Below are 25,850 nucleotides of genomic sequence, written 5' to 3'. Positions count from 1 at the left end.
TCGATGCGCGTCCTGGTGATCGACAACTACGACTCGTTCGTCTTCAACCTCGTGCAGTACCTCGGCCAACTCGGCGTGGACTGCGACGTGCGGCGCAACGACGAGATCGACGTCGAGGAGGTGGGCCGCATCGGCGCGGCCGGCGTCCTGCTCTCCCCGGGGCCGGGCAGCCCGGACCGGGCCGGCATCTGCCTCGACGTCATCCGCCGGTACGCGGGCGAGCTGCCGATCTTCGGCGTCTGCCTGGGTCACCAGGCGATCGGCGAGGCGTTCGGGGCGACCGTGGCCCGCGCCCCCGAGCTGCTGCACGGCAAGACGTCCGAGGTGCGACACCACTCGGTGGGGGTGCTGGCCGGGCTGCCGGACCCGTTCACCGCCACCCGCTACCACTCGCTCACCGTGCTGCCCGAGACGCTGCCAGACGAGCTTGAGGTCACCGGCTGGACGGGCTCCGGCGTAGTGATGGCGATGCGGCACCGGACGCTGCCGATCGAGGGCGTCCAGTTCCACCCGGAGTCGGTGCTCACCGAGGGCGGCCACCTGATGCTGGCCAACTGGCTGGCGACGTGCGGCCACCCCGAGGCGCTGGAGCGGGCGCCGGAGCTGGCCGCCGAGGTCGACGCCCGCCGCCGCTCCGCGTTCGCCGCCGCCTGACGTCGGCCGGTCGCGTTGGCGCCGCCTCGAAGGTCGACCGGTCGCGGTCGCGCCGCCCCGAGGCCGGAAACGACGAACCCGGCCCCTCGGAGGGGCCGGGTTCGGGGATCACTGCTCGGGGAGGCGGACCGGCGGGGTCGGGAACGGCTGCCCACCGCCGCCGCCGCCGCCCACCGGCGGGGTCGGGCTGTTGGGGGGCGGTGTCCCGGTCGGATCGGTGGGCTCCGGACTGGGCTCGGGGATGTCGACCTCGATGGTCACCTGCTTGCCCTGCTCCAGAGGCGCGCCGCCACGGGGGTTCTGGCCGGAGACCTTGCCGGCCTGGTCGGCCGGCACCTCGTCGCCGTCGACGATCCTCACCCGGTAGCCCGCCCGCTCCAACTCCCGCTTCGCGTCCTCCTTCGAGGAGCCGACGACGTTCGGCACCTCACGGATGTTGCCCTTGGAGACCGTCACCGTCACCTTCGTCCCCTCGGCGACCGAGGTGCCGGAGGGCGGGGAGACCTCCGTGACGTTCCCCTTGGGGGCGGCGTTGTCGATTTCCTTTTTGATCACCACGAGCTTCAGCCCATCGAGCTGCTCCTCGACGTTCTTGAACGGGGAGCCGACCAGGGCGGGCGGGATCGTCACCTCCGGCTTGCCGCCGCAGAGCTGGATGGTGACCCCCTGACCCTTCTCCAGCTCGGTGCCCGCCGACGGCTTCTGGTTGACGACCGTGTCCTTCTTGCAGGTGCTGTCGAAGACCGGATCGCCGACGGTGGGGACCAGACCGGCTCCCTCTATCGCGGCCACCGCGACGTCCCTCGTCTGGCCCGCCACCTCAGGGGTGCCGATCTTCTCGGGGCTGCGGTTCAGCAGGATGCCGGCGACCAGGGCGATCACGGCGAGCACGCCGAGCGCGGCAAAGGTGGCGATCACCCAGGAGGAGGCCCTGCGCTGCCGGGGGTCACCGACCCGGGCCGGCGGCTGCTGCTGGGTGGCCGCGCCGCCGACGACCTGGGTCGGGTACCCCGACCCGGCGGCCGCCATCGGAGCGGTCTCGGCCTCCTGCATCACGGGGGTGGCCAGCACCGGCCGGCCGGCCGCCGCCCGGAGCAGGTCGGCCCGCATCTCGCCGGCGCTCTGGTACCGGTTGAGCGGGTTCTTCGACAGCGCCTTCAGCACGATCGCGTCGATCGCGGGGGTGACGTCCGGGTTGATGTCGCTGGGGGTCGGCGGGGCCTCCCGGACGTGCTGGTACGCCACGCTGACCGGGCTGTCCCCGACGAACGGCGGGTGGCCGCAGACCAGCTCGAAGAGCACGCAGCCGGCCGCGTACACGTCGGATCTGGCGTCGACGGCCTCGCCGCGCGCCTGCTCCGGGGAGAGATACTGCGCCGTGCCGATGACCGCGCTGGTCTGGGTCATCGTGGTGACGCCGGAGGCCAGGGCCCGGGCGATGCCGAAGTCCATCACCTTGACCTGGCCGGTCTGGGTGAGCATCACGTTGCCGGGCTTGATGTCCCGGTGGATGATGCCGTGCCGGTGGCTGAACTCCAGCGCGGCGCACATGTCGGCGCAGATCTCCAGCGCCCGGCGTGGCTGGAGGCGCCCCTCGACGCCGAGGAGCTCCTTGAGGGTCCGCCCGTTGACGAACTCCATCACGATGAACGGCAGCGTCTCGCCGGTCGGCCCGGTCTCCTCGCCGGTGTCGTAGACGGCGACGATCGCCGGGTGGTTGAGCGAGGCGGCGTTCTGCGCCTCCCGACGGAACCGCATCTGGAACGTGTCGTCCCGGGCCAGGTCGGCCCGGAGCATCTTGATCGCGACGTCCCGACCGAGCCGGAGGTCACGGCCGTGGTGCACCTCGGCCATGCCGCCGTAGCCGAGCAGCTCGCCGACCTGGTACCTGCCACCGAGCAGGCGGGCCTGCGCTGTCATCGCGTCTGTCGTCCTTCGCTCGTCGTCGTCTCGCCGCCACCCGGCAGGAGCCGTTCCACCCGACGGTACGGCGTCCGGAAGGATTCGTCGCCTTCGCCGGCCACCAGCGCGCCGGAGGTCGAGACCCGGGTGCCGAGGACGCCGGGATCACCGGCCGCCGAACTCTTCGAAAAGTTGTAGGAAATCACGCCCGAGCAGAGCAGGACCAGCACGGCCAGCGCGACGACCAGCAGGACCACCCCCGAACTGGACCGTTGCGGCGGGACCGACGGGTGACCGGGCTGCGGCACGTACCCGATCGGGCCGGCCTGCCGGACCGGGGCCGGGGGCACGGGCGCGGCGCCACGCGGGTAGGCCGGCGGGGTGGCGACCGGCGGGCGGGAGACGGCAGCCGGGGGCTGCGCCTGCTGGTGGGTGACCGGCGGGCGCGGCTGGTGCACGACCGGCGGCCGGGACACGGCGGCCGGCGGCCGGGGCTGCGGCGGCGCGGACGTCGGGACCGGCCGCTGGGCCACCGCTGGCGGGCGGGGCGGCTGGCGGGTGGCGGGCGGCACCTGGGCGCGGGCCTGCGGGGCCGCCGGAGACGCCGGCGCGGCGGAGATCTGGCCAAGGTGCCCGGCGGTGCGGGACTTCTGGCCGAGCGCGAGCTTCGCCTGCCGGGCCACCCCGGCCAGGGCGGCGGCGCTGGGCCAGCGGGCCGTCGGATCCTTGGCCATCGCCCGTTCGACGATCGCCCGCACCGACGGCGGGATGTCGCCGGGCAGCGGCCGGGGGGCGTCCCGGACGTGCCTCATGGCGATTTCGAGCGGATTGTCCCCCTCGAACGGCCGCCGTCCGGCGAGGCACTGGTATGCGACCACGCCGAGGGCATACACGTCGGAGGCGGGCGTGGCGACCGCGCCGGTGGCCTGCTCGGGGGAGATGTACGAGGCGGTACCGAGCACCGAGCCGGCTGCGGTGAGCTGACCGACCAGCTCGGAGCGGGCGATGCCGAAGTCGGTCAGCACCAGCGTCCCGTTCGGCCGGACGAGCAGGTTGCCCGGCTTCACGTCGCGGTGCACGATGCCCTTGCAGTGCGCCGCGTGCAGCGCGTCGGCGGCCTGGGCGAGCAGGGCCATGGTGCGGGCCGGGGTGAGCCGGCCGACCCGGCCGAGCGTGGAGGACAGGGCGTCGCCCTCGATGTACTCCATCACCAGGAAGGCGATGTGCTGGTCGCTGCCGAAGTCGTAGACGTCGACCACGCCGGGGTGGTTGATGGTGGCCATGGTGCGCGCCTCGCCGCGGAACCGCTCGGCGAAGCCCGGCTCGTCCAGCAACGCCGGGAGGAGGCTCTTCACCGCGACCGTCCGGCCCAGCACCTGGTCGGTGCCGCGCCACACGTCGCCCATTCCGCCGCTGGCGATCCGCTCGTCGAGGCGGTAGCGGTTGCCGAGCTGGACGCCGGGGCTGAGCATGTCAGCGGCCCCCGGGGTCGGCGATCGCCGCCTGCATGATCTTGCCGGCGATCCGAGCCGCCTCGCCGCTGCCGCCGGCCCCCGCCTCCTCCAGCATCACGCAGACCGCGGAGACCGGATTGCCGTTCTTGTCGAACGCGAAGCCGATGAACCAGCCGTGGTCGGGAGTCTGCGGGCCGGACTGGGCGGTGCCCGTCTTGCCGCCGACCCGGTAGCCGTCGATCTTCGCGTTGCGGCCGCTGCCGTTCTCCACCACGCTGACCATCATGTCTCGCAGGTCCGACGCGACGGGGCCGCTGACCGGCTGGCGCAGCTCCCGCGGCTTGGCGGTGTAGTAGCTGGTGGTGCGGTCGGGCGCCAGCAACTGCCGGACCAGGTACGGCCGCATCTGGCTGCCGCCGTTGGCCACCGACCCGGCGATCAGCGCCCCCTGGAGCGGGGTCATCCTCACGTCGCGCTGCCCGATGGAGGACTGCGCCAGCGCGGCCGGGTCGGTGGTGCCGTCGGGGGCCTCTATCGTTCCGGTGCGGCTGGCCGCCGTCGGCAGCCCGCCCTCGCCGAGCTGGCCGACCGTGAGGTCGTCCTGCTCGAAGCCGAACTGGCGGGCCTTCTCCTTCACCTTGTCGGCCCCGAGCTTGACGCCGAGCTGGGCGAATCCGGTGTTGCAGGACTCGGTGACCGCGTCGAGGAGGGTGACCTGCTCCTCGGGGCAGATCGACGGCGCGGCGTTGCGGATCGGGGTGCCCGAGGTCGGCGGGGTCCAGCTGGAGCCGGCCGGGATCTCGGTGTTCTTGCCGACGCCGTTCTCCAGGGCGGCGGCGGCCACCACGATCTTGAAGGTGGACCCCGGGGGCAGCACCTCCGACAGCGCCCGGTTCTTCAGCGGGCCGTCCGGGGCGTTGTCCAGCTTGTTGTACGCCGCCGTCGCCTCGTTGCTGTCATGGCTGACCAGCGGGTTCGGGTTGAAGCTGGGCATGGAGACAAGCGCCTGCACCGCACCGGTACGCGGGTCGATCGCGATCGCCGCGCCCTTCTTCGCCCCGACCTTGTTGTCGGCCAGCCCGTTGTACGCCGCGTCCTGGGCCCGCTTGGAGAGGGTGAGCAGGACGTTGCCGCCGCCGGTCTCGTCGCCGGTGAACATGTCCTTGATCCGGTTGCCGATCAGCGCGTCGCTGGTGCCGGCGAGGAAGTCGTTCTCCACCCGCTCGATGCCGGTGTCGCCGAGGGTGACCGGCTTGTAGCCGAGGACGTGCGCGTACTTCTCCCCGCCGGGGTAGGTCCGCAGGAACCGCAGCTTGCCGCCGGTCTCCTTGCTGGTGGCCAGGGCGGTGCCGCCGGCCTCGATGTTGCCGCGCTTGCGCTCGTACTCGGCCACCTGGACCCGGCCGTTGTAGTCGCTGCCGCGGTACTCGTCCGCCTTGTAGGCCTGGATCCAGTTCAGGTTCGCGAAGAGCAGACCGAACAGGACCATCGCGACGACGCCAACGCGGCGCAGGGGTGCGTTCACGGCCGGATCACCTCCGTGGGGGCACCGTGCAGCTGCTCGGGCGGGCCGCCCCCGGGTCGGGCCGTGGAGCCGCCGGCCCCGGCCAGCGGACGGCGTGCGCCGTCGGAGACCCGCAGCAGCACCGCGATGAGCAGCCAGTTCGCCATCAGCGACGAGCCACCGGCGGAAAGGAACGGGGTGGTCTGACCCGTCAGCGGGATCAGCTTGCTGATCCCGCCCACGATCACGAACACCTGGAGGCCGAGGGTGAAGGCCAGGCCACCAGCGAGCAGTTTGCCGAACGAGTCCCGCACCGCCAGCGCGGCCCGCAGCCCCCGCTCCACGATCAGCAGGTACACCACCAGCAGCGCGGAGAGCCCGAACAGGCCGATCTCCTCGCCGATGCCGGCGAAGATGAAGTCGTTCTGCACCTCGGGGATCTCCAGCGGCTGCCCGCCGCCCGGCCCGGCGCCGAACAGGCCGCCGCTGCCGAGCGCCAGCAGGCCCTGCACCAGTTGGTAGCCGTCCTCGTACGGGTCGGCGAACGGGTCCAGCCAGATCTCGGCGCGCAGGTGGAAGTTCTCGAACGGCCCGCCGATCACGCCACCCAGCACGTACGCCAGATAGGCCCCGCCGAAGAACAGGATCAGGCCGATGAGCAGCCAGCTCACCCGTTCGGTGGCGATGTAGAGGGTCACCACGAACATGCCGAAGTAGAGCAGCGAGGTGCCCAGGTCCTTCTCGAAGACGAGCACCAGCACGCTCAGCACCCACACCGCGAGCACCGGGCCGAGGTCCCGCCCACGCGGGAAGTCGATGCCGAGCACCCGGTGACTGGCCAGCGACAGCACCTCGCGCTTGCGCACCAGGTAGTAGGCGAAGAAGACGAGCAGCGCCAGCTTGGCGAACTCACCGGGCTGGATGCTGAAGCCGCCGACGCGGATCCACAGCTTCGCGCCGTAGATCTCGGAGTACCGCGCCGGCAGCACCGCCGGGATCATCACCAGCACGATGCCGGCGAGACCCAGGGTGTACGCGTACCGCGAGATCGACCGGTGGTCACGCATCAGCGCGAGCAGGACGGCGGCCAGGAACACCGAGGCGAGCGTCCAGGCGAACTGGCGGCCGCCGTTGCCGGCGAAGATCGCCAGCGACTCCCGCTCCCCGGGGGCGGCCTTGGCCAGGTCGAGCCTGCGTAGGAAGCCCACCCCGATCCCGTTGAGCAGGGCCACCGCCGGCAACAGGGCCGGGTCCGCGAACGGCGCGAGGAACCGGATGACCACGTGCAGGGCGAGGAAGACGGCCGCCAGCACGGCGGTCGGGACCCAGAAGTCCGGGGTGACCGTGTCGAGCACGGTCGCCTCCACCGTCGCGCCGTACGCGGCCACGATCACCAGGGCCAACAGCAACAGGGACAGTTCGGCGTTGCGCCGCGACCTGGCCATGCGTACGCCGGACTGCTCGCCCGTCGTGGCGGGCGAGGCTGCCGGTACGGCCGCTGCGGTCACGGATGGTCCTCGGACTTTCTCAGCCGACGCTCACTCGGGCGACCGGCAGCCGGCGGGGTCCGCCGGCGTGGCCGTGTCAGAGGGCAGCGTGTCGGGTGTGGTGGTGGGCGAGGACGTCAGGGTGGCGGCGGGTTCGCCGCTGGCGACCGGGGTGCGGCTCGCCTTGGGGGTGACCGCGGGGGTGGGGCTCGCCGCAGCCGAGTTGGCCGGATCCGGCGTCGCAGTCGGATTGGCCGGGCAAATCGGCTTGAGGTTCGGGTTGGCCGGGTCGTCGCTGGTCAGCTCGGCCAGCCGGCGTTCGGCGTCCGGCTCGTTCTTGGCCGGGATGCCCTGCTTGACCTGCTCCTGCGCCGCCAGGGTGAGGTCGTCCAACCGGGCGGGGCTGGTGGAGTGCACGGCCGAGAGGTCCAGGCCGGCGACCTGCCCCTGGACGCCCCGGAACACGGCCACCTGGCCCTGCTCGGTGGCGCCGACGTAGTACTGCCGCTGGGTGTAGCTCCAACTGGCGAAGAGCACGCCGCCGAGGATGACCACGAGGCCCACGAGCATCGCGGTGGTCCGTAGCGGGCGACGCTTCGGGCGGTCGTCGTCCTCCTCGACCGGCTCCTCGGGGGCGGGCGGCCGGGGCGCGGACAGCGCCGAGGCCCGCGCGGCGGGCGTGGAGACGTCGGCGGAGGTGGCCATGCCCCGGTCGCGGGCGGCGGCGCCACCGACGATCGGGCTCGCCTCGACGATGTCATGGGCGGTGGCGTCGGCGATGATCACCGTGATGTTGTCCGGGCCGCCGCCGCGCAGCGCGAGCTGCACCAGCCGCTCGACGCACTGCTGCGGGTCGGTGTACTCACGCAGGGTGTCGTCGATCGTCTCCGCGCTGACGACGCCGGAAAGGCCGTCGCTGCAGATCAGGTAGCGGTCGCCGGGCAGCACCTGCCGGACGCTGTACTCCGGGTCGATGTCGCGGCCGTCGAGCGCCCGGGTGAGCAGCGAACGCTGGGGGTGGCTGCTCGCCTCCTCGGCGCTGATCCGGCCCTCGTCGACGAGCATCTGGACGTACGTGTCGTCCTTGGTGATCTGCGCGAACTCGCCGTTGCGCAAAAGGTAGGCCCGCGAGTCACCGATGTGGACCATGCCCAGCTTGGTGCCGGAGAACAGGGTCGCGGTCAGCGTGGTCCCCATCCCCTCCAGCTGCGGGTTGGCGTCCACTGTGTCGCGGAGCTGCTGGTTGGCGGTGCCCACGGCCGAGCGCAACGCGTCGACCAGGGCGTCACCGGGGACGTCCTGGTCGAGCGGCTCCATGGCACCGATGACGATGTTGCTGGCGACGTCACCGGCGGCCATGCCGCCCATGCCGTCGGCGACGGCGAGAAGCCGCGGTCCGGCGTAGACGGAGTCCTGGTTACCGTCTCGGATCAGACCGCGGTCGCTGTGGGCCGCATAGCGCAGGGTCAGAGTCATGGCCGTAATTCGAGAGAGGTGCGGCCGATACGGATCGGCACGCCGAGGGGGACGGGGGTTGGTCCGGTGACCTTAGCGCGATCCAGGTACGTGCCGTTAGTCGATCCGAGGTCCTCGACGAACCATTGCCCGTCACGCGGCACGAGTCGGGCGTGTCGCGCGGAGGCGTAGTCGTCGGTGATGACCAGGGTCGAATCCTCGGCCCGACCAATGGTGATCTGCGATTCGCCCAGGGTGATCCGGGTGCCGGCGAGCTGGCCGGCGGTCACCACCATCTGGTGTGCGGCCCTGCCCCGTTTCACCTTCGCCGGCTTGGCCAGCGGCTGCCCGGTCGAGGCCCCCACCGCGCGTGGCGCGGCCACCAGCCGACCCGAACGGGCACCCGCGAACAGGTCCCGGCGGATGACGCCGACCACCGTGAACACGAAGATCCACAACAGGATGAGGAACCCGAACCGGGCGACGGTGATGACGAGTTCCGGCAAGGCGGATCAGCCGTCCACGCGGAAGGTCAGGGTGGTGGTGCCGAGCTGGATCATGTCGCCTGGGTTGAGGGCGACGGCGGAGACCCGCTGGCCGTTGACCATGGTGCCGTTGGTCGACCCGAGATCGGTCAGCACGACCTGACCGCCGTCGAAGTCCAGCCGGGCGTGTCGCCGGGAGATGCCGACGTCCGGCAGGCGCAGGTTGGCCTGGTCGCCGCGGCCGATCACCGTCGAGCCCATCTGGAGCGGGTAGGTGCGGCCGTCGCCGGAGACCAGCCGGACGTTGCGCCCGCCGCCGTGCCCGGGCGGGGGACCGTAGCCGCCACCCTGGTCGTACGCCGGGTATGCGGGCGGGCCCTGGTCGTAGCCGCCCTGGTCGTAGCCGGGCGCGGAGACCGGGGCGACGTCGCCGCCGGTGTAGACCTCGGCGGTGACCCGGAACATCCCGGTGTCGAGGCCCTCGCCGCGCTCGATCTCGACGATCACGTCGCCGTAGACCGTCCAGGCCTGCTCGCCGATGAACTCCGCCTGCGACTGGGCCAGCTCCTGGGCCAGCGCGGCGGCGTACGGCGCCAGACGGCTGTGGTCGTAGGGCGAGAGATCGATCACGTAGCGGTTGGGCACCAGCGTTCGCCCACCGGCCAGGATCGCCTTGTGCGCCTCGGCCTCCCGCTGCATGGCGTTCAGGATCTCCACAGGGTGGACCACCCCTTTGAAGACCTTGGCGAAGGCTCCTTCGACCAGGCCTTCCAAACGCTTCTCAAAGCGTTGCAGCACGCTCACCGGCTCCTCCTCGGGTCCCGAGGACATGATGGTATCCGGCCGGCGCGCGTGCAGCTCACACGCCGCTCGGCCGCCCGCTGCCGGCCCGCTCGGACGGGCCGGTGCCCTCGTGCTACAGTTTCGTCCGCCACGAACGGTAACCGGTCGTGGCCAGGGTCGGAAAGACCGTAGGATGTGCCGGGCCGCTGACAGCGGCGAAACCGGAGCAGGCTACAGTTTCTCTGGTCAGCCACGGGGAAGTGGCGGAATGGCAGACGCGCACGGTTCAGGTCCGTGTGTCCGAAAGGACGTGGGGGTTCAACTCCCCCCTTCCCCACCAGATCAAGGGCTCCGCAGCGATGCGGGGCCCTTGAGTCATTCGGGGGCCTGCGTCGCGTCCGGCCGGTGCCAGACGTCACGCTATGCTCCGATCGTTTCCCTGCCTCCTATTGACCAGGAGTGGCGTGTGAGTGTCGCGTTGGTGACCGGGTCGGGCGGCCTGATCGGTTCCGAGGCGGTCCGGCACTTCGCCGGCCTCGGTCTCGACGTCGTCGGCATCGACAACGACATGCGGCAGGAGTTCTTCGGCGCCGAGGCGTCGACCGCGTGGAACGTCCGGCGGCTGTCCGAGGAGCTGGGTGGGGCGTACTCCCACCACAGCATCGACATCCGGGACCGCGACTCGCTGGCGAATCTCTTCGCCCGGTACGGCCGCGACATCGCCGTGGTGATCCACACCGCCGCGCAGCCGTCGCACGACTGGGCGGTCCGGGACCCGTTCACCGACTTCGACGTCAACGCCGGCGGCACCCTCAACGTGCTGCAGAACGTCCGCGAGCATTGCATCGAGGCGCCGGTGATCCACTGCTCCACCAACAAGGTGTACGGCGACCGCCCCAACAGCCTCCCGCTGGTCGAGCTGGAGACCCGGTGGGAGATCGAGCCGGGGCACCCGTACGAGCAGGGCATTCGCGAGGACATGTCGATCGACGCCTGCCTGCACTCGGTCTTCGGCGCGTCGAAGGTCGCCGCCGACGTGATGGTGCAGGAGTACGGCCGCTACTTCGGGATGCGGACCGCCTGCTTCCGGGGCGGCACGCTCACCGGCCCCGCGCACTCCGCGACCGAGCTGCACGGCTTCCTCGGGTACGTGATGCGGGCCAACATGGAACGCCGGACGTACAAGATCTTCGGTTACCAGGGCAAGCAGGTCCGGGACGCCATCCACAGCTCGGACGTGGTGTCGGCGTTCGAGGCGTTCTTCCGCAACCCGCGCTCGGCGGCCATCTACAACCTCGGTGGCGGGCGGCACTCCAACATCTCCAACCGGGAGGCGTTCGCCCTGGCCGAGCAGATCACCGGCCAGGAGATGGTGACCGAGTACGTCGAGGCGAACCGGGTCGGCGACCACAAGTGGTGGATCGGCTCGACCGAGGCCTTCCAGGCCGACTACCCGGGCTGGAAGCAGGTCTACGACGTTCCGATGATCATGCGGGAGATCCACGAGGCCAACGTGGACAAGTGGACCCCGGGCGCATGACCGTCGACAGCAAGCGCAACGTCCTCGGCGTCCTGGTCGACGCCACCGACTACGCCGGCGCGACCGAGCGGGTGGTGGCCGCGGCGCGTGAGCGCCGGCCGCTGGCGCTGACCGCGCTCGCCGTGCACGGCGTGATGACCGGCGTGCTCGACCCGGCGCACAACGCCCGGCTCAACTCGTTCGACGTGGTCACTCCGGACGGGCAGCCGGTGCGCTGGGCGCTGAACCTGCTGCACCACGCCGGCCTGGCCGACCGGGTCTACGGCCCGCAGCTGACCCTGGACGTGCTGCGCCGATTCGCCGAGGAGGGCCTACCGGTCTACCTCTACGGCTCGACGGAGGACACCCTGGGCCGGCTGATCCCGAAGCTGGAGCGGATGTTCCCGGCCCTGAAGATCGCCGGGGTGGAGCCGTCGAAGTTCCGGGCCGTGCAGCCGGGCGAGGACGTCGAGATCGCCGACCGGATCAGGGCCAGCGGCGCCCGGCTCGTCCTGGTCGGCCTTGGCTGCCCCCGCCAGGAGGTCTGGGCGTACGCCATGCGACCCCTGCTGGACATGCCGCTGATGGCGGTCGGGGCGGCCTTCGACTACCACGCCGGCCTGCTCCGCAAGCCGCCGCCGTGGATGCAGCGGGCCGGCCTGGAGTGGTTCTGGCGGCTCGGGCTGGAGCCGAAGCGGCTCTGGCGCCGCTACGTCATCCTCAACCCGGCCTACCTGGGCCGGCTGGCGGCGCAGAAGACCGGCCTGTGGAAGGCCAAGCCGCCCGCCCCGGCCGCCGAACGTCCGGCCACCTTCGCCGTCTAACCCACGCCCCGCCGGTCACCCGGCAACATCGATGCGGTGACCCGCGCGCCGACGGGTCGCCCTAGGGGCCTGTGTCGAGGTCGTCGACGCAGCCCCTTTGGCAGTCTGTCGTGGCGTGGTCGTCTGCTGATTTGTGAGACAACACGCCGGGCGGGTTCTCCAGAATCGGCACGATCGTGAAGTCCGTCCCACCCCCAGGGGCGGGCGGGAACGCCGACGCTGATGTCGTCGCCGACCCGCGGGCACCCCCACAGCGCCCCCTTTGCTCTGCCGCCCCCGGCGCAACGCTCGCGGAGCGTGACGATTCTGCCGACCTCTCATGCCGGCACCCCACCCGAAGCGGCTGTGCAGCCGCTAATGCTGGTGCTGCACGCGGTGCTGGTGTTGCAGTGGCGGCAGCAGAGCAAAGGGGGCGAGGTGGCATTACCCGCCCGGCACCCCAGCCGCTCGGACGGCCGGCCCGTTGTCTCACACGCTCACCCACAACGGCCAACGCCGACTACATGGCCAGGGTTTCCGCCCAATCTATCCATCAAGCCGCAGATACCACATTTACCCCATGATGGTAGATGTCGCTACGGGGCCCCTAGGGGACCAGGCTTCGGGTCGAACCCGGGAACGGCCCGGATCCGCCCGGGGTCGGATTCGGCGAGGCTGGCCCCATGGATGAGCATCTCGTCGTTCTGCTGCCGGTCGCCGGCGTCTGGCTGGCCGCAGGGGTCCTCGCCGACCGGCTGCCCCGGCTGGACCGCGCCCGCGCACTCCACCGGCGTACCGGATGGGTGCTCGCCCTGACCCTGACCGGCCTCGGCCTGACGGCGGGCGTGCTGGCCGCCGGATTGCAGAGCGCCGGCGCCGGCACGGTGGACCGGGCCGCCGCCGGGCTCGCGCTGGCGGCCACACCCGCGCTGCTTGTCGCGGTCTGCACCGCCCGGCGGGTCCGCCGGCTGCGAACCGGCGCGGGCGCCCTCGCCACGGCGCCGCACGCCCCGGCCCCGCACGGCCTGCGGGCCGCCGCCGCCCATCCGCTCGTCGGCCTGCCGCTCCAGGCCACCGGCCTGGCCACCGTCCCGGGCGTGCTCTCGGCCAGCGGCCTGGACGTCTTCGCCGGGCCCGGCACGACCGGGGTCACCGTCACCGTCGGCGCGCTGGGTGTCGCCGCCATCGGGGTACGACATGCGCTGCGCCACAGCCGGCTGGCCGAGCGGGCGCTGCCCCAACAGCAGCCGGCGTCATCGCGGGTGGCCGGTCCCCTGTACGTATAGCAACTCCAGGATCGCCCGGGTCGCCTCGAACCAGCGGTCCATCCAGCCGGGCGGAGGCACGCTCCCCTTCGGGGGCAACTCCAGCAGCAGGCCGCGCAGCAACGGGTGGTCGGCCAGGGACTCGACCGACCCGGTCGGCCAGCCGGCCGGCGGGAACGACGGCTCGGTGAGCGGGTTCGGGTCCAGCGAGGGCAGCGACAGCGGCGGCCCGGCCTGCTCGGGGGCCGGCGCCCCGCCGTCCCGGCCACCGAAGTCGGTGTCGGTGGAGACCACTTCTGTCAGCACGGTGTCCCGACGGGCCCCGCGGTACTTGCCGCCGAACCGCTCCGGTTTGCCCGGACCGTTGGTGAGGTTCTCTGACCCGATCGTCGTCATCGTCTCGCCTGCCTCGCTCGGTTGCCGATCCGTGCGGCGGGTTGTCGACCAGCGCCGTACCGAGGGGTACAACGACCCGGGGCGGGGGTGGCGACGGGTCCGGGCCCGATCCGTAGCGCCGACCGCCGGTCCGTACCCACAGGTCACGGGCCCGGCCGGACGCGCGACGGGCGCGGAACGTCCGGCTACGCTGCCGGACGGGCCGCGCCCGTCGTGTCTGGGTCCGGTCCATCAGTCCCGGGCGAAGGTGCCTTCCCTGGTGCCGGCGACGAAGGCGTGCCAGTCACCCGGAGCGAAGATCAGGTTGGGCCCGCTCTTGTCCTTCGAGTCCCGCACCCCGACCACCCCGGTCACGTACGCCACCTCGACGCAGTTGTCACAGTTCGGCCCACTTTTCGAGCTCTTGAACCACGTCGCCCGCGTCAGGTCCCCACGGGACCACTTGGTCGCCACTTCCACAACGGCTCCTCTGCCAGTTTTGCGATTTGTGCGATGGATTCCTCCGGACGTCTGGCCGCTGCTCGAATGTGATCGAAGATGAAGTTGTACTTCTGCAGTTCGTCGCTCTTCTCGAGGAAGAGCCCACCCGTGGCGTTCTCCGCGTACACGACATCGGGATCACCCGCTTCGGGGAAGCTGAGGATGGTGAAAGTGCCGTCCATGCCGGCGTGCGCCCCTACCGAGAACGGCAGGATCTGGAGCGTCACGTTCGGCAGCTCCGCCACCTCCACCAGCCGCCTGAGCTGACCACGCATCACCGCGTCGCCGCCCACCGGCCGGCTCAGCACCGCCTCATCGAGCACCACCCAGAGATCGACCGAATCGTCCTGGGTCAACAACGACTGGCGGTCGATTCGGACACGCACTCTCTGCTGGACCTGATCGGCGGTGAAGTCCGGACGGGCGGCGCGGATCATCGCCGAGGCGTACTCCTCGGTCTCCAACAGGCCCGGCACCACCTGCTGCTCGAACGTCCGGATGGAGTTCGCGGCCGACTCCAGGCCGACGAACGACCCGACCAGCACCGTGCTGTACGGGTGCCACCAGCCCTTCTGCCGGGCCTCCCGGGCGATCTGCACCAGCTCGTCGCTCTCGGCGCCGGACACCCCGTAGATCAGCAGCATGTCCCGGACGTCGCGAGGCGTGGCGGTGGTGTGGCCGGTCTCGATCCGGGAGATCTTCGACGCGGAGCACTCCAACTGCTCGGCGACCGCCTCGATCGTGATGCGTGCCGCGTCGCGGTGGCGGCGCAGCTCCGCTCCGAGCCTCCGGCGGCGGATGGTGGGGCTGTGTCGCTCACTCACGGCGTCCCCCAGCGGGCCACGTGGCCGAACCGATCGCTGCTCGCGCTCACCCGGTTACCTCCGGTCGATCGCGCCCGGAATCGACGCCCGCCGGGGGCGCGACCGTCGGGCGGCGAGCGTTTCGCGGCAGAGGCGTGGTGCGGTCGTCGACCGGCCGCGGCGGGCGAAACCGGCGTCCAGTGTGCCGTCCCGGGGACAGCGGCATCAAGCGTCTATTTCCGCGCGCCGCTCACGTATCGGCAAAAGTCGACATGCAACTTGCATGAAGCACGCCACTGATGCAGTCTGTCCGTAGGGCCAAGGTCACTCACCGTTCCGGCCGGCCACCGGAGAGGCGGGTGCTCCGCCGCGACGGAGCACCCGGTCGAGGGACCAGCCCTGGCACCACACGGACCTGCCCCGGTTCCAGGCCCCGTTGTCGCATGCCACTGGCTGCGATGGCGGGCGCAACGACCGGATGCAGTCGGGTGATGGTCGGGTGACGGCACGCCACCAGCGGGCACAACCCGACCACCACCGACCCGCCTGACCGGTTCACGGGGCACGACCACGTGGCCGGGCCAACGGCATCCCCCGAATCACCGCCGGCACACGCCGGCCGATCCTCTTCAGGAGTCCTCTGTGCTTCCCCGCTCAGGTGACGTACTGCACGTGACTCGCGCGGCGAGTGTCCAGTTCCTCACACCGATCATGTTCCGCGTGATCCGGGTGCACGACTGGCCCACGTACGAAGGTTGGGTGTGGCTCGACGGCTACGAGTTGAACGCGGCGGGGGACGCGGTCAGCCAGCGGTCGATCTTCGTGCAGGCGGCCGGGCTGCGTCAGCTCCGGACCGCGCCCCAGCCCCGGCAGCACACCGCCCGCCCGCGCCGCCCGGTGGCCCGTACGGCGGTGCGGGTGCGCTGACCCCCGGAATCGCAGGTCGGGAGGCGTGCCGCCGGCATAGAATCGGTACGCCCACCCCGGCGAACGTCTCCACCCCGCGCGTCCCGGACCCTGAACCTGGGATGGTCATGGTCATTCTGCCCGCCGCGCGGCGGCACCACCGCTCCCGCACTCTCTACGCCTTCGGCCTGCTGGCGCTGCTCGGCGCCGTCACCACCCTCGTGATGGTGGTCCGATATCCGGCCCTGTCCGCCACCGAACTGAGCGCTCCGGTCCCGGCCCCCGAGATCACCGTGGTGGACGAGGGGACCGGCCCCGGGCCGGGCTGGGCCGACCGGGACCCGCAGGCGGGGGCGCAGGGCGCTCCGGCGAGGGCGGTCGGCGTGCCGGGCCCCGCCGGCGCGGGCGCCGGCGACGGAACGGACACGGTGGTCGAGGCCCGCCGGGCACCGGGTGGGGCGACGGAACGCCGGGACGACGTGAGCCGCTCACTGTTCTGGTCCGGGGTCATCGGCCTGGCCATCTCGCTGGCCGGGCTGGGACTTGTCGGGACCAGACGCCGGCGGTGGTGAGCGCCCGACCGACACGGCGGGGGCCCGCCGCCGCCGACGCCCAACCCGGCAGCGTCAGGGCGTCGGACTGGCAGCCGTGGTCGCCGACGGCGCGACCGCGCTGGTGGTGGGTGCCGGGGCCGCCGCGACCACCAACGTGACCTCCTCCCCGGCGGGCACCATCTCGCCGGGGCCGGGGTCGGTCTCGATCACCGTGCCGGCCGGCTGGTCGGACTCCCGGGCCTCGACCCGGTGCTCGATGCCGAGCTGGTCCAGGACCTGTTCGGCCGTCGCCCGGGACAGCCCGACCAGCGGCGGCATCGGCACCGCGGGGCGGGTGGTCGACGTCGGGGTGGTGGACGGCCCAGCGGTCGTCGCCTCGGTCGTCGGAGCACCGGTCGTCGCCGGGGCGGTGGTCGGCCGCGCCGAGGGGGTGTCCCCGGGACCGGGGGAGTCGCCGGCCGACGTGAGCAGCCAGAGGCCGGCCCCGAGCACGCCGGCCAGCAGCAGCGCCAGGACGCCGAGCAGGATCGGCGTCCACCAGCGCCGGCCGGGCTGCTCCTCGGCGTACCAGTCCTCGCCAGCCGGGTCGCGGTAGTCCGCCGGGCGCGGCGGCGGGACCCCGGCCCGCCCGGACCAGACCTCGGGGGTGGCCGGCGGCTGCCGACCGGTGTCCCCGGAACGGGGCAGCGGACGGGTCTCGTCACCGGCGCGGGATTGCGGCCCGGTCTCGTCGCCCGGGCCGGCCAGCGGACGGGTGGGGGCGTCGGCGTCGTCGGCGGGTGGCGGGGCCTCACGGTCGTCGCTCATCGCACGTCCTCTCCCCATCGGGCGGGCGCCTGGCCCTCGGCGTCCACGCTAACCGCTGCCGCGCGCATCGGCCGGCATCAACGCGGCGAGCCGCCGGGGTGGGAGGGGCCGGTCGGTGCGCCGGCCAAGGGTCACGGGGCCGGTGCCGGCTCCCCGCTCGGCTCCGCCGACTCCTCGCCGCAGGTCAGGGTCACCGTGGCGTTCCAGTACGACGTGCTGTCGGGCTCCGGGTCCTGTGCGGTGACGATGCCGGCCCGGCCGGTGCGGTAGCGCGGGTAGAGACCCTCCTCCACCAGGTCGTCGGCCGCCTCGGAGCAGTCGTCGTCGAGCAGATCCGGGACGCTGACCTCCGGTGCCGGACCCGCGACGTACAGCGCGACGGTGGTGCCCCGGCGCACGGCCGAGCCGACCGGGGGCTCGGCGCTGCGCACGTCCCGCCCCGAACCGGTGCCGAAGACCAGCCGCCAGCCGAGACGGAGGTCCCGCAGCTCGTCCCGGGCGTCCTCGAAGTCCGTGCCCACCACCGGCGGGACGGTCAGCCCGCCGGACGGGGTGGACGGGGTGGACGCGCTGGGCCGGGGCGCGGACGGCGCAGTCGTCCGGACCGTCGGCGACGGGGTCTCGGAGGGGGTGGCCGGGACCGTCGCGCCGGCGTCCGCATTCCGGCCAGACGGCGGGTCGTCCTCGGCGGCCAGCAGCCAGCCGCCGGTCGCACCGACGGCCGCCAGGAGCACGACGGCGAGGCCACCGCCGAGCAGTTTGGCCAACCGGCCCGACCCGGACCCGTCCGGCTCGCCGGGATACGTCTCCCGAGCGGTGTTCCCGTCCGTCATCGCGCCCACCATCTCATCACCGGCGACCGTACCGGGCCGCGCCAAATGTCGGGGCCCGCCCTTCGCCACGACTCGCCGGGCCGACCTCGGGACGTTACGCTCCCCGGCATGGCCAGACGGGGCTGGGGAGGATCGATCGCCACGGCGGTCGGCGTCGCTGCCGGCGCGGGCGCGGCCCAACTGGGCTTCGGCTACGGGCTGGGCATCATCGACTGGGCGGCGGCGGACGCCGGTGGCGGTACGGCCTGGGTGGCCAGCCTGGCCTGGGCGACCTGGATCGCGAGCACCTCGACGATCGCCGGGGCGGTCTGCGCCCAACGGCTGCGGCTGCGGCAACGCGTCCCGGCACCGGCGGCCCTCGCCCCGGGCACTCCTCCCGTCGCCGAGCAGCGCCCGGAGTCAGTCGCCGCCACCGACGCGCCTGCGGTCCCGGCGGGTAGCGGCTCCCCCGACGGCCCGGACCCGGTCGACACGCCCGCCTGGGCGGAGCCGGTCGGCACGCCGGTCGCGCCCGAGCCGGTCGGCACGCCGGTCGCGCCCGAGCCGGTCGGCACGCTGGTCGCGCCCGAGCCGGTCGGTGTGCCGGTCGCGCCCGAGCCGGTCGGTGTGCCCGGGGTGGGCCCGGTCGGCTCCTCCGGGGTGGCCGTTCCCGCCCCGGCCCCTGGCGGTTCCGGGCGGGGCGAGGGCGGCGGGCTCGGGTCGACGGTCCTGGCGCTCGCCGGGGGCGTCGGCGCGCTGGTCACCATGCTGCTGGTGGCCGTGCCGGCCCGGGCGGCGAGCGTCCCGGACGTCTCCGCACCGCAGGCCGTGGCAGCCGCGTACGCCGGGGCCGGGGTGCTGATCGGGATGCTGGTGGCCAGGTGGGCGCTGCGCTCGCCGGCTGCGGCGGCCGGCGTGATCGCCACCATCGGCTGGCTCTGGCTGCTCGCGATCGTCGCCGTGGCGGACGGGGTGTTCTCGGGGCGCGGGCTGACCACCGCCCAGCTCGGCATCTGGCAGCTCAGCGCGGACCGGCCGGGCCTCTGGATCCGGGACTGGTTCTACTGGCCCGGCGCCCTCCTGGCACTCGGCTCGGCGCTGCTGATCGGCGCGCTGGCCGCGCGGCGTACCGCCCGGTCGCCGGAGCACCGGCTCGGGGCGGCGGCCTCCGGCGCGGCGGGTCCACTGCTCGTCGCGCTGGCCTACCTGCTGGCAGTGCCCGGCCTCGCCACGATCGGGCGGGAACAGATGTCGGCCCACCTCGTCGCGCCGTACGCGGTGCTCGCCGGTCTGGCCGGGTCGATGCTGACCGCGACGCTGGCCCAGCGGGCGGCGGCCCGCCGCGTCGGCGTACCGGGGCCGCCTGCGGCCCTGCCCGGGTCCGGCGCCGCGGTGCTGGTGCCCCGACAGCGCACCGGCCTGGCCGACGCCGAGCCGGAAACGCCCGCTGCCGGCCGGGCCGGCCCGCTCACACCCGCCGTCGGAACGGCCGCCGGATCCGGGACCGCCGGAAAAGCTGGGACTGTCGGGACGGTCGAAGAAGTCGGGACGGTCGGGACTGCCGAGGGAGTAGGGACCGCCGAGGACGACGGCGCACCCGGCGGGAATGTGGAGGCCCGGCCGCCGAAGGCGGCGAAGCCCCGCGGCGGCCGGCGCACCCGATAACGCCTGGTCAGTCGACCGGCCAGGTGTGCACCGGCTCGTTGCTGCGCTGGAGCGCCACGTAGCGCTGCACCATGTCGTGCAGCGCCGCGCCACGGTCCATCCCCCGGTGCCGCTCGGCGGCCCAGACCGCCTCGGTCTGCCACACCGCGCCGTTGCGGCCGGTGCGGCACCGCTGCTCGATGATGCCGAGCAGGCGGTCGCGCTCGGCCGGCGTGACGCCGAAGCGGTCCAGCCCGACGGCCGCTGTCGGCAGCAGGGTGTCGAGCACCAGCTTGGTCACCGGCACGTCCCCGAGGCGGGGCCAGTGCAGGACGGCGTCCATGCCGCGCCGGGCGGCGGTGTGGAAGTTCTCCTCCGCCGAGCTGAACGTCAACTGGCTCCAGATCGGCCGGTCCGACTCGGCCAGGCCCCGGGCCAGCCCGAAGTAGAAGGCGGCGTTCGCCAGCATGTCGACCACGGTGGGACCGGCCGGCAGCACCCGGTTCTCCACCCGCAGGTGCGGACGGCCGTTCATGATGTCGTAGACCGGCCGGTTCCAGCGGTAGACCGTGCCGTTGTGCAGCCGCAGCTCCGCCAGCTCGGGCACGCCGCCGGCGTGCAGCACCTCGACCGGGTCCTCGTCCTCGCAGATCGGCAGCAGCGGCGGGAAGTAGCGGACGTTCTCTTCGAACAAATCGAAGATCGAGGTGATCCAGCGCTCCCCGAACCAGACCCGGGGGCGTACGCCCTGGGCCTTCAGCTCGTCGGGGCGGGTGTCGGTGGCCTGCTGGAACAGGGCGATCCGGGTCTCCGCCCAGAGCTGCCTGCCGTACAGGAAGGGCGAGTTCGCCCCGACCGCCACCTGGACGCCCGCGATGGCCTGGGAGGCGTTCCAGTAGTCGGCGAAGCTGTCCGGGGCGACCTGGAGGTGGAACTGGAGGCTGGTGCAGGCGGCCTCCGGCGCGATGGAGTCGGTGTGGGTCTGCAACCGCTCGACACCGCGGATGTCCAGCTCGATGTCCTCGCCTCGGGCGCCCACGATCTGGTCGTTGAGCACCCGGTACCGGGCTGCGGTGGAGAGGTTGTCGACGACCAGGTGGCGCTCGGTGAGGGTGGGCAGGATGCCGACCAGCACGATCTGGGCCTCGGACCTCGCCGCCCGCTCGTCGGCCCGGGTCAGGCTGCTGCTCAGATCCTGCTCGTAGTCGGCGAATCCGCCGCCCTCGATCAGCCGGGGTTTGGCGTTCAGCTCCAGGTTGAACTGCCCCAGCTCGGTCTGGAAGAGCGGGTCGGCGATGTCCGCGAGGATCTGCTCGTTACGCATGGCCGGCTCGGCCGCCGGGTCCATCAGGTTGAGTTCGATCTCCAGCCCGGTCATCGGCCGGTCGGCGTCGAACCCGAAGTCGTCCAGCATCAACGCGAAGACGTCCAGACACCGCCGGACCTTCTGCCGGTAGCGGACCCTGTCCTCTCGGGAGAAGGCGCCCTGCTCGACGTCCCTACCCATGTGCCCTCCCGGCGCGAGGCGCTGCGGAACGGTGCCGCCCCGCAACGCATTGTGAACCTTCTACGGTAAAAGTGCTCACCGCGTCGGGCCAGAGGCCAGCGCCGGGCGATCCCCGCGACGGACGACCGCGACCGGAACGAAGAGCGCTCCCGACGGATCTCTACCCAGGTGGGCGCCCCCGCCACCGCTCAGGACGCACGACAACACGTGACGATCCACACCGTCACCGCCCGGGACGCCGGCTCCGCCCCGCCAGGGGCTCGTGGGCCGGCACGGCCGCAGGCCCGCGTCGACTGGTGCGACGCGGGCCTGTGGGGTCTTCCGGTACGGGACGCGGAGGTGCATGGTCCTCTCGAGTCAAGGAAGATCAGGCCTGGCGGACGGCCTCGCCCTCGATCTCGATCTTGATCTTCTTGCCGACCAGCACGCCACCGGTCTCCAGGGCGACGTTCCACGTCAGGCCGAAGTCCTCGCGGTCGATCTCGGTGCTCGCGGAGAAGCCGAAGATGTCCTGGCCGAACGGGCTGCGGCCCACGCCCTCGAACTCGACCTTCAGCTCAACCGGACGGGTGACGCCCTTGATGGTCAGCTCGCCGGAGAGCACGAACTCGTTGCCGTCCCGGGACTTCACGCCGGTGCTGCGGTACTCCAGGGTCGGGAAGGTCTCGGTGTCCAGGAACTCGGGGCTGCGCAGGTGGGCGTCCCGGTCGGCCTGGGCGGTGCTGATGCTCGCGGCCTGGATGGTCGTGGCGACCGAGGACTGCAGCGGGTCCTCGGCGATCGTGATCGTGGCGGTCGCCTCGGCGAACTCACCACGGACCTTGCTGACCATCATGTGCCGGGCGACGAAGCCGACCCGCTTGTGCGCCGCGTCCAGCAGATAGGTGCCGGCGGCCGGGATCGTGAGGCCGTCCCACTCGCGGGTAACCGATCCGGTGCTGCTGGTCATGGTCCTGTCCTCCAGGGAAGATTGTTTAGTAGCCTGACGACTGACTGAGCAACTATAGTCACAGCAATATTCCTCATGTCAAGTACTGCTACGATGGCCGGGTGGACCAGAACGTGTTCGACGACCCCAGGATCACCGCCGTCGGCCTGCTCGTCGAGGCGCACGCCGGGCTTTCGGCCCGGTTCGCCGCCCAGTTCGAGGAGCACGGGCTGTCCCCGGTCGAGTTCGAGGTGCTGACCCGCCTCGCCCGCTCGCCCGGCAACCAGCTCCGGATGACGGACCTGGCCGCACAGACCTCACTCTCCACCAGCGGGGTGACCCGGGTGGTGGACCGGATGGAACGCGACCGGCTCGTCCGCCGCCGGGCCTGCCCGTCCGACCGGCGCAGCTCGTACGCCGTGGTCACCGTGGCCGGCCTGGAACGGCTGGACCAGACCCTCCCGGGGCACCTGCGCATCATCGAGCAGTGGTTCACCGGCCAGTTGACGCCCGACACGCTGCACGTCCTCCTCGACGGCCTCCGGCAGGTACGCGACGCCGTGCACCCGGGGGCGACGGCGGGCAGCACCAACCCGAACCCTGGGGAGCCGGCCGCCCACTCGGCTGCTGATCCGCTCGGCTGCTGATCCGACCGGCGCTCGCGGCCGGATGCGGGAACGCCGGTCGGGCGGCTCCGGCGGTGACACCGGCAGAAAGACCGGCAGAATCCGTGGAGCCAGCGGTAGCTATCCGGGCGGAACGGACGAAGCGGCCCACCTGTGGTGGCTACTGTGCTCTGACGCGGGGGCGCACCGGGGGGTGCTGGCGCGAGCGATGAGCGAGGGGTAACACCAAGGGGGCTTCTTCGCTCGCGCCACCCTCCGCGTCACCCTTCCGCCGCTCCGCAGCGTCCGAGACCGTGGCCGGCGGCCGACCGCAGGGGTGCGAGCTGGGCGATCTCCCGGGGCAGCAGACTGATGCCGCTCTCCCGGCAGACCAGGTCCAGCCGGTCAAACACGTCGGCGTCACCGGCACTCGCCGCCAGCCCGACCAGGGCCTCCACCACGTCCCGGCGGTACCGTCCGCCGGCGCCCGCGTCGACTGCGGCGGCGAACCACTCCGCCGCCAGGTCCCGGTCCCCCCGGTGCAGGGCGATGTTCGCCTCGATCAGCGCACAGGCCGCGTCCTCGCCCCGGGCCTCCCCGCCCCGGCCACAGGCGTCCCGGCCGAGGACCGACCGGACCCCGGCCGGACCCGCGCCGAGCGCCGCGTCGCCGGCCACGCACGAGCGGAGGCCGGCCAGCACCTCGGTCGCCTCGTCCGAACGCCCGTCCTGGGCCAGCGCCAGTCCGACGGTGCCGAGGGCCCGCCGGCGGTGCCCCGGATCACCGAGCTCCGCCACCCCGGCGAGCACCCGCCGGCCCTGCGCCACGGCATCGGCGTACCGACCCTCCAACCGGGACACCTCCGCCAGGTTCGCCCGGGCCAACACCCGCAGTCGCCGCTCGCCGCACTGGGCGGCCAGCCGGTCCACCGCGGCCAGCCGGCGCCGGGCCCCGGCCAGGGCGCCCAGCCGGGTCTCGTGCCAGGCCAGGTTGTTCTGCGCCACGGCCATGTCGCGTACCCGGTTGTGCCGGGTGGCCAGGGCCAGGACCGCGAGCGCCTGCTCCCGCGCCTCGTCGTGCGCGTCTGTGGCGACCAGCAGCGAGCCGAGCACCGTACGCGCCTCAAGTTCGCCGGTCACGTCGCCGACCCGGTGGAACACCGCCCAGGCGCCCCGCGTCGCCGGCAGTTCCTGCTCCGCCGCCCCGTGCTCGGCGGCCAGCCGGGCCACTCCGAGCACCGCCCAGGCGCGCAACATCGGGTCGGCGTCGGCGGTCCGCGGGTCGGCCAGCAGCCGGCGCAGCCACTGCCGCCCGACGACGTTGCGCCCCCGGAACCGCCACCAGCGGGCCAGCCCGCCGGCCAGCCGCAGCGCGGTGACCGGGTCGTCGACCGCCGCGTGGGCCAGTGCGGCGGTGATGTCGCCGGCCGCCTCGTCGAGCCGGCGCACCGCCGAGGTGAGCTCGGAACCGGCCAGTTCGGCGGCGTTGCGGGCCACCAGCCGCGCGAAGACCTCGGCGTGCCGCCGCCGGACGACGCTCAGCTCGCCGGCGCCGACAACCTGCTCGGCGGCGAACTCCCGCACCGCGTCGAGCAGCCGGAACCGGAACGGCCCGACACCGCGCACGCTGAGCAGGCCGAGCTGGAGCAGCCGGTCCAGCAGCGGCACCGGGTCGACCGACGCGGTGCCCTCCGGGTCGGCGTCGTCGGCGAGCATCTCCTCGGCCAGCTCCACCGACCACCGGTTACGGAACGCGGAGAGCCGACGCAGCGCCGCCCGCTCGTCCGGCGCGAGCAGGCGGTAACTGGCCGCCACCGCGTCCCGCACGGTGACCGGCACCCCGCCCACCGCCCCGCCGGGCTCGGACGCCGCCCACCCCGGCCCAGGGGCCGGCGCCGGCGAGGCGGCGAGGTCGAGGACGCGGTCGCCGTACCGGTCGAGCAGCTCGTTGAGGTCGAGGATGCGCCCCCGGGCGGCCATCAGCTCGATGGCCAGCGGCAGCCCGCCCAGCCTGCGAGCGAGCGCGGCGAGGGCCGGCAGCTCGGCCGGGTCCGGCGGCTCCCGCCGCACCCGGGCCAGGCGCGCGGTGAACAGCGCCACCGCCGGGTAGCCGGCGAGGACGTCGGGCTCCGCCGGGTCGAGCTCGGGCGGGGGCACGTCCAGCGGCGGCACCGGCCAGACCCGTTCGCCGGGCACGCCGACGGGATGCCGGCCGGTCACCAGGATCCGCAGCGTGGGCACCGCCCGGGCGAGCCGGTGCAGCGCCTCGGCCACCGCGTCCGGCGCACGTTCCACCGCGTCGATCAGCAGCAGCGCCTGTCGGCCGGCGAGCCGGACGGCAAGGTCCTGGGGGCGGGCGCCGCCGAACACGGCCGCCACCGCCGAGAGCACGTCGGCGGCGTCCGAGCCCTCCCCGACGAGCACCCCGGCCGCGCCCCCCGGTGCCCGGCCGGCGACGGCGTGGGCCACCGCCAGGGCCAGTGCCGTCTTCCCCACCCCGGCCAGCCCGACAAGGCTGACCACCGGTGGGCCGTGGCCGGCGGTCAGCAGCTCGACGAGCTCGGCCACGTCCCGCTCCCGACCGATCAGCTCGACCGGGGGCGGCAGCGCGATCGGCGTACCGGCGGATTGGGCGGCCGACGACGGCCCGGCGCCGTCGGGCGAGGGCGGGTGCCACGACGGCCCGGCGGCGGAGCTGTCGGGCGGGGCGGGGGCGGACGTGGCCGGGGCCGCACCCCGGGCGGCGGCGGTGAACTCCGCGAGCGCCGGACCGGCCAGGTCGAGCGCGCCGGTGAGCAGCTCGACGGTGGTCCGCTGCGGTCGTGCGGACCGACCGCGTTCCAGGTCACGGACCGTGCGCACGCCGATGCCCGCCCGGGACGCCAGCTCGGCCTGGGTGAGACCGGCCGCGCGCCGGTACGTGCGCAGCAGGTCCGACAGGCCGGTACGACCGTCCACACCCGGCGGACGATCATGATCGGGCGCCATGGGCAGGAAGGGTACGGATCGGGTGTGACGGTCGGCAGGCAACCGTCGCCCTGCCGACGCCTCGGGGCACGGATATCCGACAGTCCCGCCGCCGGCTGCGGCCGGCCGTG

General features: G+C 73.1%; 23 protein-coding genes and 1 tRNA gene. 9 read left to right on the top strand and 15 right to left on the bottom strand.

Going from position 1 to position 25,850, the window contains the following annotated elements; all coding sequences use genetic code 11:
- The first annotated feature begins 3 nt into the window (after nucleotides 1-3).
- The gene (locus GVV04_RS15700; RefSeq protein WP_161688780.1) at nucleotides 4-654 is read left to right on the top strand and encodes an aminodeoxychorismate/anthranilate synthase component II; all 651 of its coding nucleotides are present in this window, start codon (nucleotides 4-6) and stop codon (nucleotides 652-654) included.
- 108 nt (nucleotides 655-762) lie between these two features.
- Here the strand turns inward: GVV04_RS15700 and pknB are convergent, their stop codons facing one another.
- The 7 genes from pknB to GVV04_RS15665 form a co-directional block, all read right to left on the bottom strand.
- Nucleotides 763-2,574 (bottom strand): Stk1 family PASTA domain-containing Ser/Thr kinase, encoded by a 1,812-nt coding sequence (gene pknB, locus GVV04_RS15695; protein ID WP_161688779.1) that lies wholly within the window; start codon nucleotides 2,572-2,574, stop codon nucleotides 763-765.
- Nucleotides 2,571-4,028, bottom strand: a complete 1,458-nt coding sequence (locus GVV04_RS15690) for a serine/threonine-protein kinase (protein WP_161688778.1) — start codon at nucleotides 4,026-4,028, stop codon at nucleotides 2,571-2,573. Before GVV04_RS15690 ends, pknB begins: the two co-directional genes overlap by 4 nt.
- Nucleotide 4,029: 1 nt before the next feature.
- Nucleotides 4,030-5,535 carry a peptidoglycan D,D-transpeptidase FtsI family protein gene (locus GVV04_RS15685; protein WP_161688777.1) on the bottom strand — a complete coding sequence of 502 codons (1,506 nt, stop codon included), beginning with the start codon at nucleotides 5,533-5,535 and terminating at the stop codon, nucleotides 4,030-4,032.
- Entirely contained in the window at nucleotides 5,532-6,959 is a 1,428-nt protein-coding gene (locus tag GVV04_RS15680) for an FtsW/RodA/SpoVE family cell cycle protein (RefSeq protein WP_201753663.1), read from the bottom strand. Before GVV04_RS15680 ends, GVV04_RS15685 begins: the two co-directional genes overlap by 4 nt.
- A 93-nt stretch (nucleotides 6,960-7,052) precedes the next feature.
- Nucleotides 7,053-8,477 carry a PP2C family serine/threonine-protein phosphatase gene (locus GVV04_RS15675; RefSeq protein ID WP_161688775.1) on the bottom strand — a complete coding sequence of 475 codons (1,425 nt, stop codon included), beginning with the start codon at nucleotides 8,475-8,477 and terminating at the stop codon, nucleotides 7,053-7,055.
- The gene (locus tag GVV04_RS15670; RefSeq protein WP_161688774.1) at nucleotides 8,474-8,962 is read right to left on the bottom strand and encodes an FHA domain-containing protein FhaB/FipA; all 489 of its coding nucleotides are present in this window, start codon (nucleotides 8,960-8,962) and stop codon (nucleotides 8,474-8,476) included. Before GVV04_RS15670 ends, GVV04_RS15675 begins: the two co-directional genes overlap by 4 nt.
- A gap of 6 nt (nucleotides 8,963-8,968) precedes the next feature.
- Nucleotides 8,969-9,772, bottom strand: coding sequence for an FhaA domain-containing protein (locus GVV04_RS15665; RefSeq protein ID WP_161688773.1), 804 nt, complete (start codon nucleotides 9,770-9,772; stop codon nucleotides 8,969-8,971).
- 206 nt (nucleotides 9,773-9,978) lie between these two features.
- Between GVV04_RS15665 and GVV04_RS15660 the strand changes: the two genes are divergently transcribed.
- The 4 genes from GVV04_RS15660 to GVV04_RS15645 all read left to right on the top strand — a co-directional run bounded on the left by GVV04_RS15660 (nucleotide 9,979) and on the right by GVV04_RS15645 (nucleotide 13,332).
- Nucleotides 9,979-10,064: transfer RNA gene (locus GVV04_RS15660), tRNA-Leu, on the top strand.
- 126 nt (nucleotides 10,065-10,190) lie between these two features.
- Nucleotides 10,191-11,264 carry an NAD-dependent epimerase/dehydratase family protein gene (locus tag GVV04_RS15655; RefSeq protein ID WP_161688772.1) on the top strand — a complete coding sequence of 358 codons (1,074 nt, stop codon included), beginning with the start codon at nucleotides 10,191-10,193 and terminating at the stop codon, nucleotides 11,262-11,264.
- Nucleotides 11,261-12,067, top strand: a complete 807-nt coding sequence (locus GVV04_RS15650; protein WP_161688771.1) for a WecB/TagA/CpsF family glycosyltransferase — start codon at nucleotides 11,261-11,263, stop codon at nucleotides 12,065-12,067. The genes GVV04_RS15655 and GVV04_RS15650 overlap by 4 nt, the downstream gene beginning before the upstream one ends.
- A 662-nt stretch (nucleotides 12,068-12,729) precedes the next feature.
- Nucleotides 12,730-13,332, top strand: coding sequence for a hypothetical protein (locus GVV04_RS15645; protein WP_161688770.1), 603 nt, complete (start codon nucleotides 12,730-12,732; stop codon nucleotides 13,330-13,332).
- Here GVV04_RS15645 and GVV04_RS15640 read toward each other — a convergent pair.
- From GVV04_RS15640 to GVV04_RS15630, 3 genes are all read right to left on the bottom strand, one after another.
- A complete protein-coding gene (locus GVV04_RS15640; RefSeq protein ID WP_161688769.1) occupies nucleotides 13,300-13,707 on the bottom strand; it encodes a hypothetical protein in 408 nt (135 codons plus the stop codon). The two genes, GVV04_RS15645 and GVV04_RS15640, sit on opposite strands and share 33 nt — an antisense overlap.
- A 231-nt stretch (nucleotides 13,708-13,938) precedes the next feature.
- Entirely contained in the window at nucleotides 13,939-14,160 is a 222-nt protein-coding gene (locus GVV04_RS15635; protein WP_161688768.1) for a DUF397 domain-containing protein, read from the bottom strand.
- Entirely contained in the window at nucleotides 14,130-15,011 is an 882-nt protein-coding gene (locus tag GVV04_RS15630) for a helix-turn-helix domain-containing protein (RefSeq protein ID WP_161688767.1), read from the bottom strand. Before GVV04_RS15630 ends, GVV04_RS15635 begins: the two co-directional genes overlap by 31 nt.
- 621 nt (nucleotides 15,012-15,632) lie before the next feature.
- Here GVV04_RS15630 and GVV04_RS15625 point away from each other — a divergent pair.
- Both GVV04_RS15625 and GVV04_RS15620 read left to right on the top strand, forming a co-directional pair.
- Nucleotides 15,633-15,917 (top strand): hypothetical protein, encoded by a 285-nt coding sequence (locus GVV04_RS15625; RefSeq protein WP_161688766.1) that lies wholly within the window; start codon nucleotides 15,633-15,635, stop codon nucleotides 15,915-15,917.
- A 101-nt stretch (nucleotides 15,918-16,018) separates the two neighbouring features.
- Nucleotides 16,019-16,468 carry a hypothetical protein gene (locus GVV04_RS15620; RefSeq protein ID WP_161688765.1) on the top strand — a complete coding sequence of 150 codons (450 nt, stop codon included), beginning with the start codon at nucleotides 16,019-16,021 and terminating at the stop codon, nucleotides 16,466-16,468.
- 54 nt (nucleotides 16,469-16,522) lie between these two features.
- Here GVV04_RS15620 and GVV04_RS15615 read toward each other — a convergent pair whose 3' ends face one another.
- Nucleotides 16,523-17,257, bottom strand: a complete 735-nt coding sequence (locus GVV04_RS15615; RefSeq protein WP_161688764.1) for a PASTA domain-containing protein — start codon at nucleotides 17,255-17,257, stop codon at nucleotides 16,523-16,525.
- Nucleotides 17,258-17,388: 131 nt separating this feature from the next.
- Entirely contained in the window at nucleotides 17,389-18,090 is a 702-nt protein-coding gene (locus GVV04_RS15610; protein WP_235966236.1) for a PASTA domain-containing protein, read from the bottom strand.
- A gap of 108 nt (nucleotides 18,091-18,198) precedes the next feature.
- Between GVV04_RS15610 and GVV04_RS33135 the strand changes: the two genes are divergently transcribed.
- Nucleotides 18,199-19,734 (top strand): hypothetical protein, encoded by a 1,536-nt coding sequence (locus GVV04_RS33135; RefSeq protein ID WP_235966235.1) that lies wholly within the window; start codon nucleotides 18,199-18,201, stop codon nucleotides 19,732-19,734.
- A gap of 7 nt (nucleotides 19,735-19,741) precedes the next feature.
- Here the strand turns inward: GVV04_RS33135 and GVV04_RS15595 are convergent, their stop codons facing one another.
- Nucleotides 19,742-21,220 (bottom strand): glutamate--cysteine ligase, encoded by a 1,479-nt coding sequence (locus GVV04_RS15595; RefSeq protein ID WP_161688762.1) that lies wholly within the window; start codon nucleotides 21,218-21,220, stop codon nucleotides 19,742-19,744.
- Nucleotides 21,221-21,587: 367 nt separating this feature from the next.
- Nucleotides 21,588-22,169, bottom strand: coding sequence for a YceI family protein (locus tag GVV04_RS15590; RefSeq protein ID WP_161688761.1), 582 nt, complete (start codon nucleotides 22,167-22,169; stop codon nucleotides 21,588-21,590).
- A gap of 101 nt (nucleotides 22,170-22,270) precedes the next feature.
- On the opposite strand from GVV04_RS15590, the gene GVV04_RS15585 reads away from it, so the two are divergent.
- Entirely contained in the window at nucleotides 22,271-22,795 is a 525-nt protein-coding gene (locus tag GVV04_RS15585; protein ID WP_161688760.1) for a MarR family winged helix-turn-helix transcriptional regulator, read from the top strand.
- Between the two features lie 239 nt (nucleotides 22,796-23,034).
- Here GVV04_RS15585 and GVV04_RS15580 read toward each other — a convergent pair whose 3' ends face one another.
- The gene (locus tag GVV04_RS15580) at nucleotides 23,035-25,740 is read right to left on the bottom strand and encodes an ATP-binding protein (protein WP_161688759.1); all 2,706 of its coding nucleotides are present in this window, start codon (nucleotides 25,738-25,740) and stop codon (nucleotides 23,035-23,037) included.
- Between the last annotated feature and the right edge of the window lie 110 nt (nucleotides 25,741-25,850).

Origin of the sequence: Micromonospora rubida (assembly GCF_009908295.1) — a bacterium.
GTDB classification, from domain to species: domain Bacteria; phylum Actinomycetota; class Actinomycetes; order Mycobacteriales; family Micromonosporaceae; genus Micromonospora; species Micromonospora rubida.
This window is presented reverse-complemented; position numbering and strand designations above follow the sequence as displayed.

Excerpts from the sequence above, each read along its gene's own strand:
- GVV04_RS33135 (WP_235966235.1), top strand. The coding sequence starts at position 18,199 with ATGGCCAGACGGGGCTGGGGAGGATCGATCGCCACGGCGGTCGGCGTC.
- GVV04_RS15665 (WP_161688773.1), bottom strand. The coding sequence starts at position 9,772 with ATGTCCTCGGGACCCGAGGAGGAGCCGGTGAGCGTGCTGCAACGCTTT.
- GVV04_RS15690 (WP_161688778.1), bottom strand. The coding sequence starts at position 4,028 with ATGCTCAGCCCCGGCGTCCAGCTCGGCAACCGCTACCGCCTCGACGAG.
- GVV04_RS15610 (WP_235966236.1), bottom strand. The coding sequence starts at position 18,090 with ATGACGGACGGGAACACCGCTCGGGAGACGTATCCCGGCGAGCCGGAC.
- GVV04_RS15680 (WP_201753663.1), bottom strand. The coding sequence starts at position 6,959 with ATGGCCAGGTCGCGGCGCAACGCCGAACTGTCCCTGTTGCTGTTGGCC.
- GVV04_RS15620 (WP_161688765.1), top strand. The coding sequence starts at position 16,019 with ATGGTCATGGTCATTCTGCCCGCCGCGCGGCGGCACCACCGCTCCCGC.
- GVV04_RS15700 (WP_161688780.1), top strand. The coding sequence starts at position 4 with ATGCGCGTCCTGGTGATCGACAACTACGACTCGTTCGTCTTCAACCTC.
- GVV04_RS15595 (WP_161688762.1), bottom strand. The coding sequence starts at position 21,220 with ATGGGTAGGGACGTCGAGCAGGGCGCCTTCTCCCGAGAGGACAGGGTC.
- GVV04_RS15615 (WP_161688764.1), bottom strand. The coding sequence starts at position 17,257 with ATGAGCGACGACCGTGAGGCCCCGCCACCCGCCGACGACGCCGACGCC.
- GVV04_RS15650 (WP_161688771.1), top strand. The coding sequence starts at position 11,261 with ATGACCGTCGACAGCAAGCGCAACGTCCTCGGCGTCCTGGTCGACGCC.
- GVV04_RS15645 (WP_161688770.1), top strand. The coding sequence starts at position 12,730 with ATGGATGAGCATCTCGTCGTTCTGCTGCCGGTCGCCGGCGTCTGGCTG.
- GVV04_RS15580 (WP_161688759.1), bottom strand. The coding sequence starts at position 25,740 with ATGGCGCCCGATCATGATCGTCCGCCGGGTGTGGACGGTCGTACCGGC.
- pknB (WP_161688779.1), bottom strand. The coding sequence starts at position 2,574 with ATGACAGCGCAGGCCCGCCTGCTCGGTGGCAGGTACCAGGTCGGCGAG.
- GVV04_RS15640 (WP_161688769.1), bottom strand. The coding sequence starts at position 13,707 with ATGACGACGATCGGGTCAGAGAACCTCACCAACGGTCCGGGCAAACCG.
- GVV04_RS15590 (WP_161688761.1), bottom strand. The coding sequence starts at position 22,169 with ATGACCAGCAGCACCGGATCGGTTACCCGCGAGTGGGACGGCCTCACG.
- GVV04_RS15675 (WP_161688775.1), bottom strand. The coding sequence starts at position 8,477 with ATGACTCTGACCCTGCGCTATGCGGCCCACAGCGACCGCGGTCTGATC.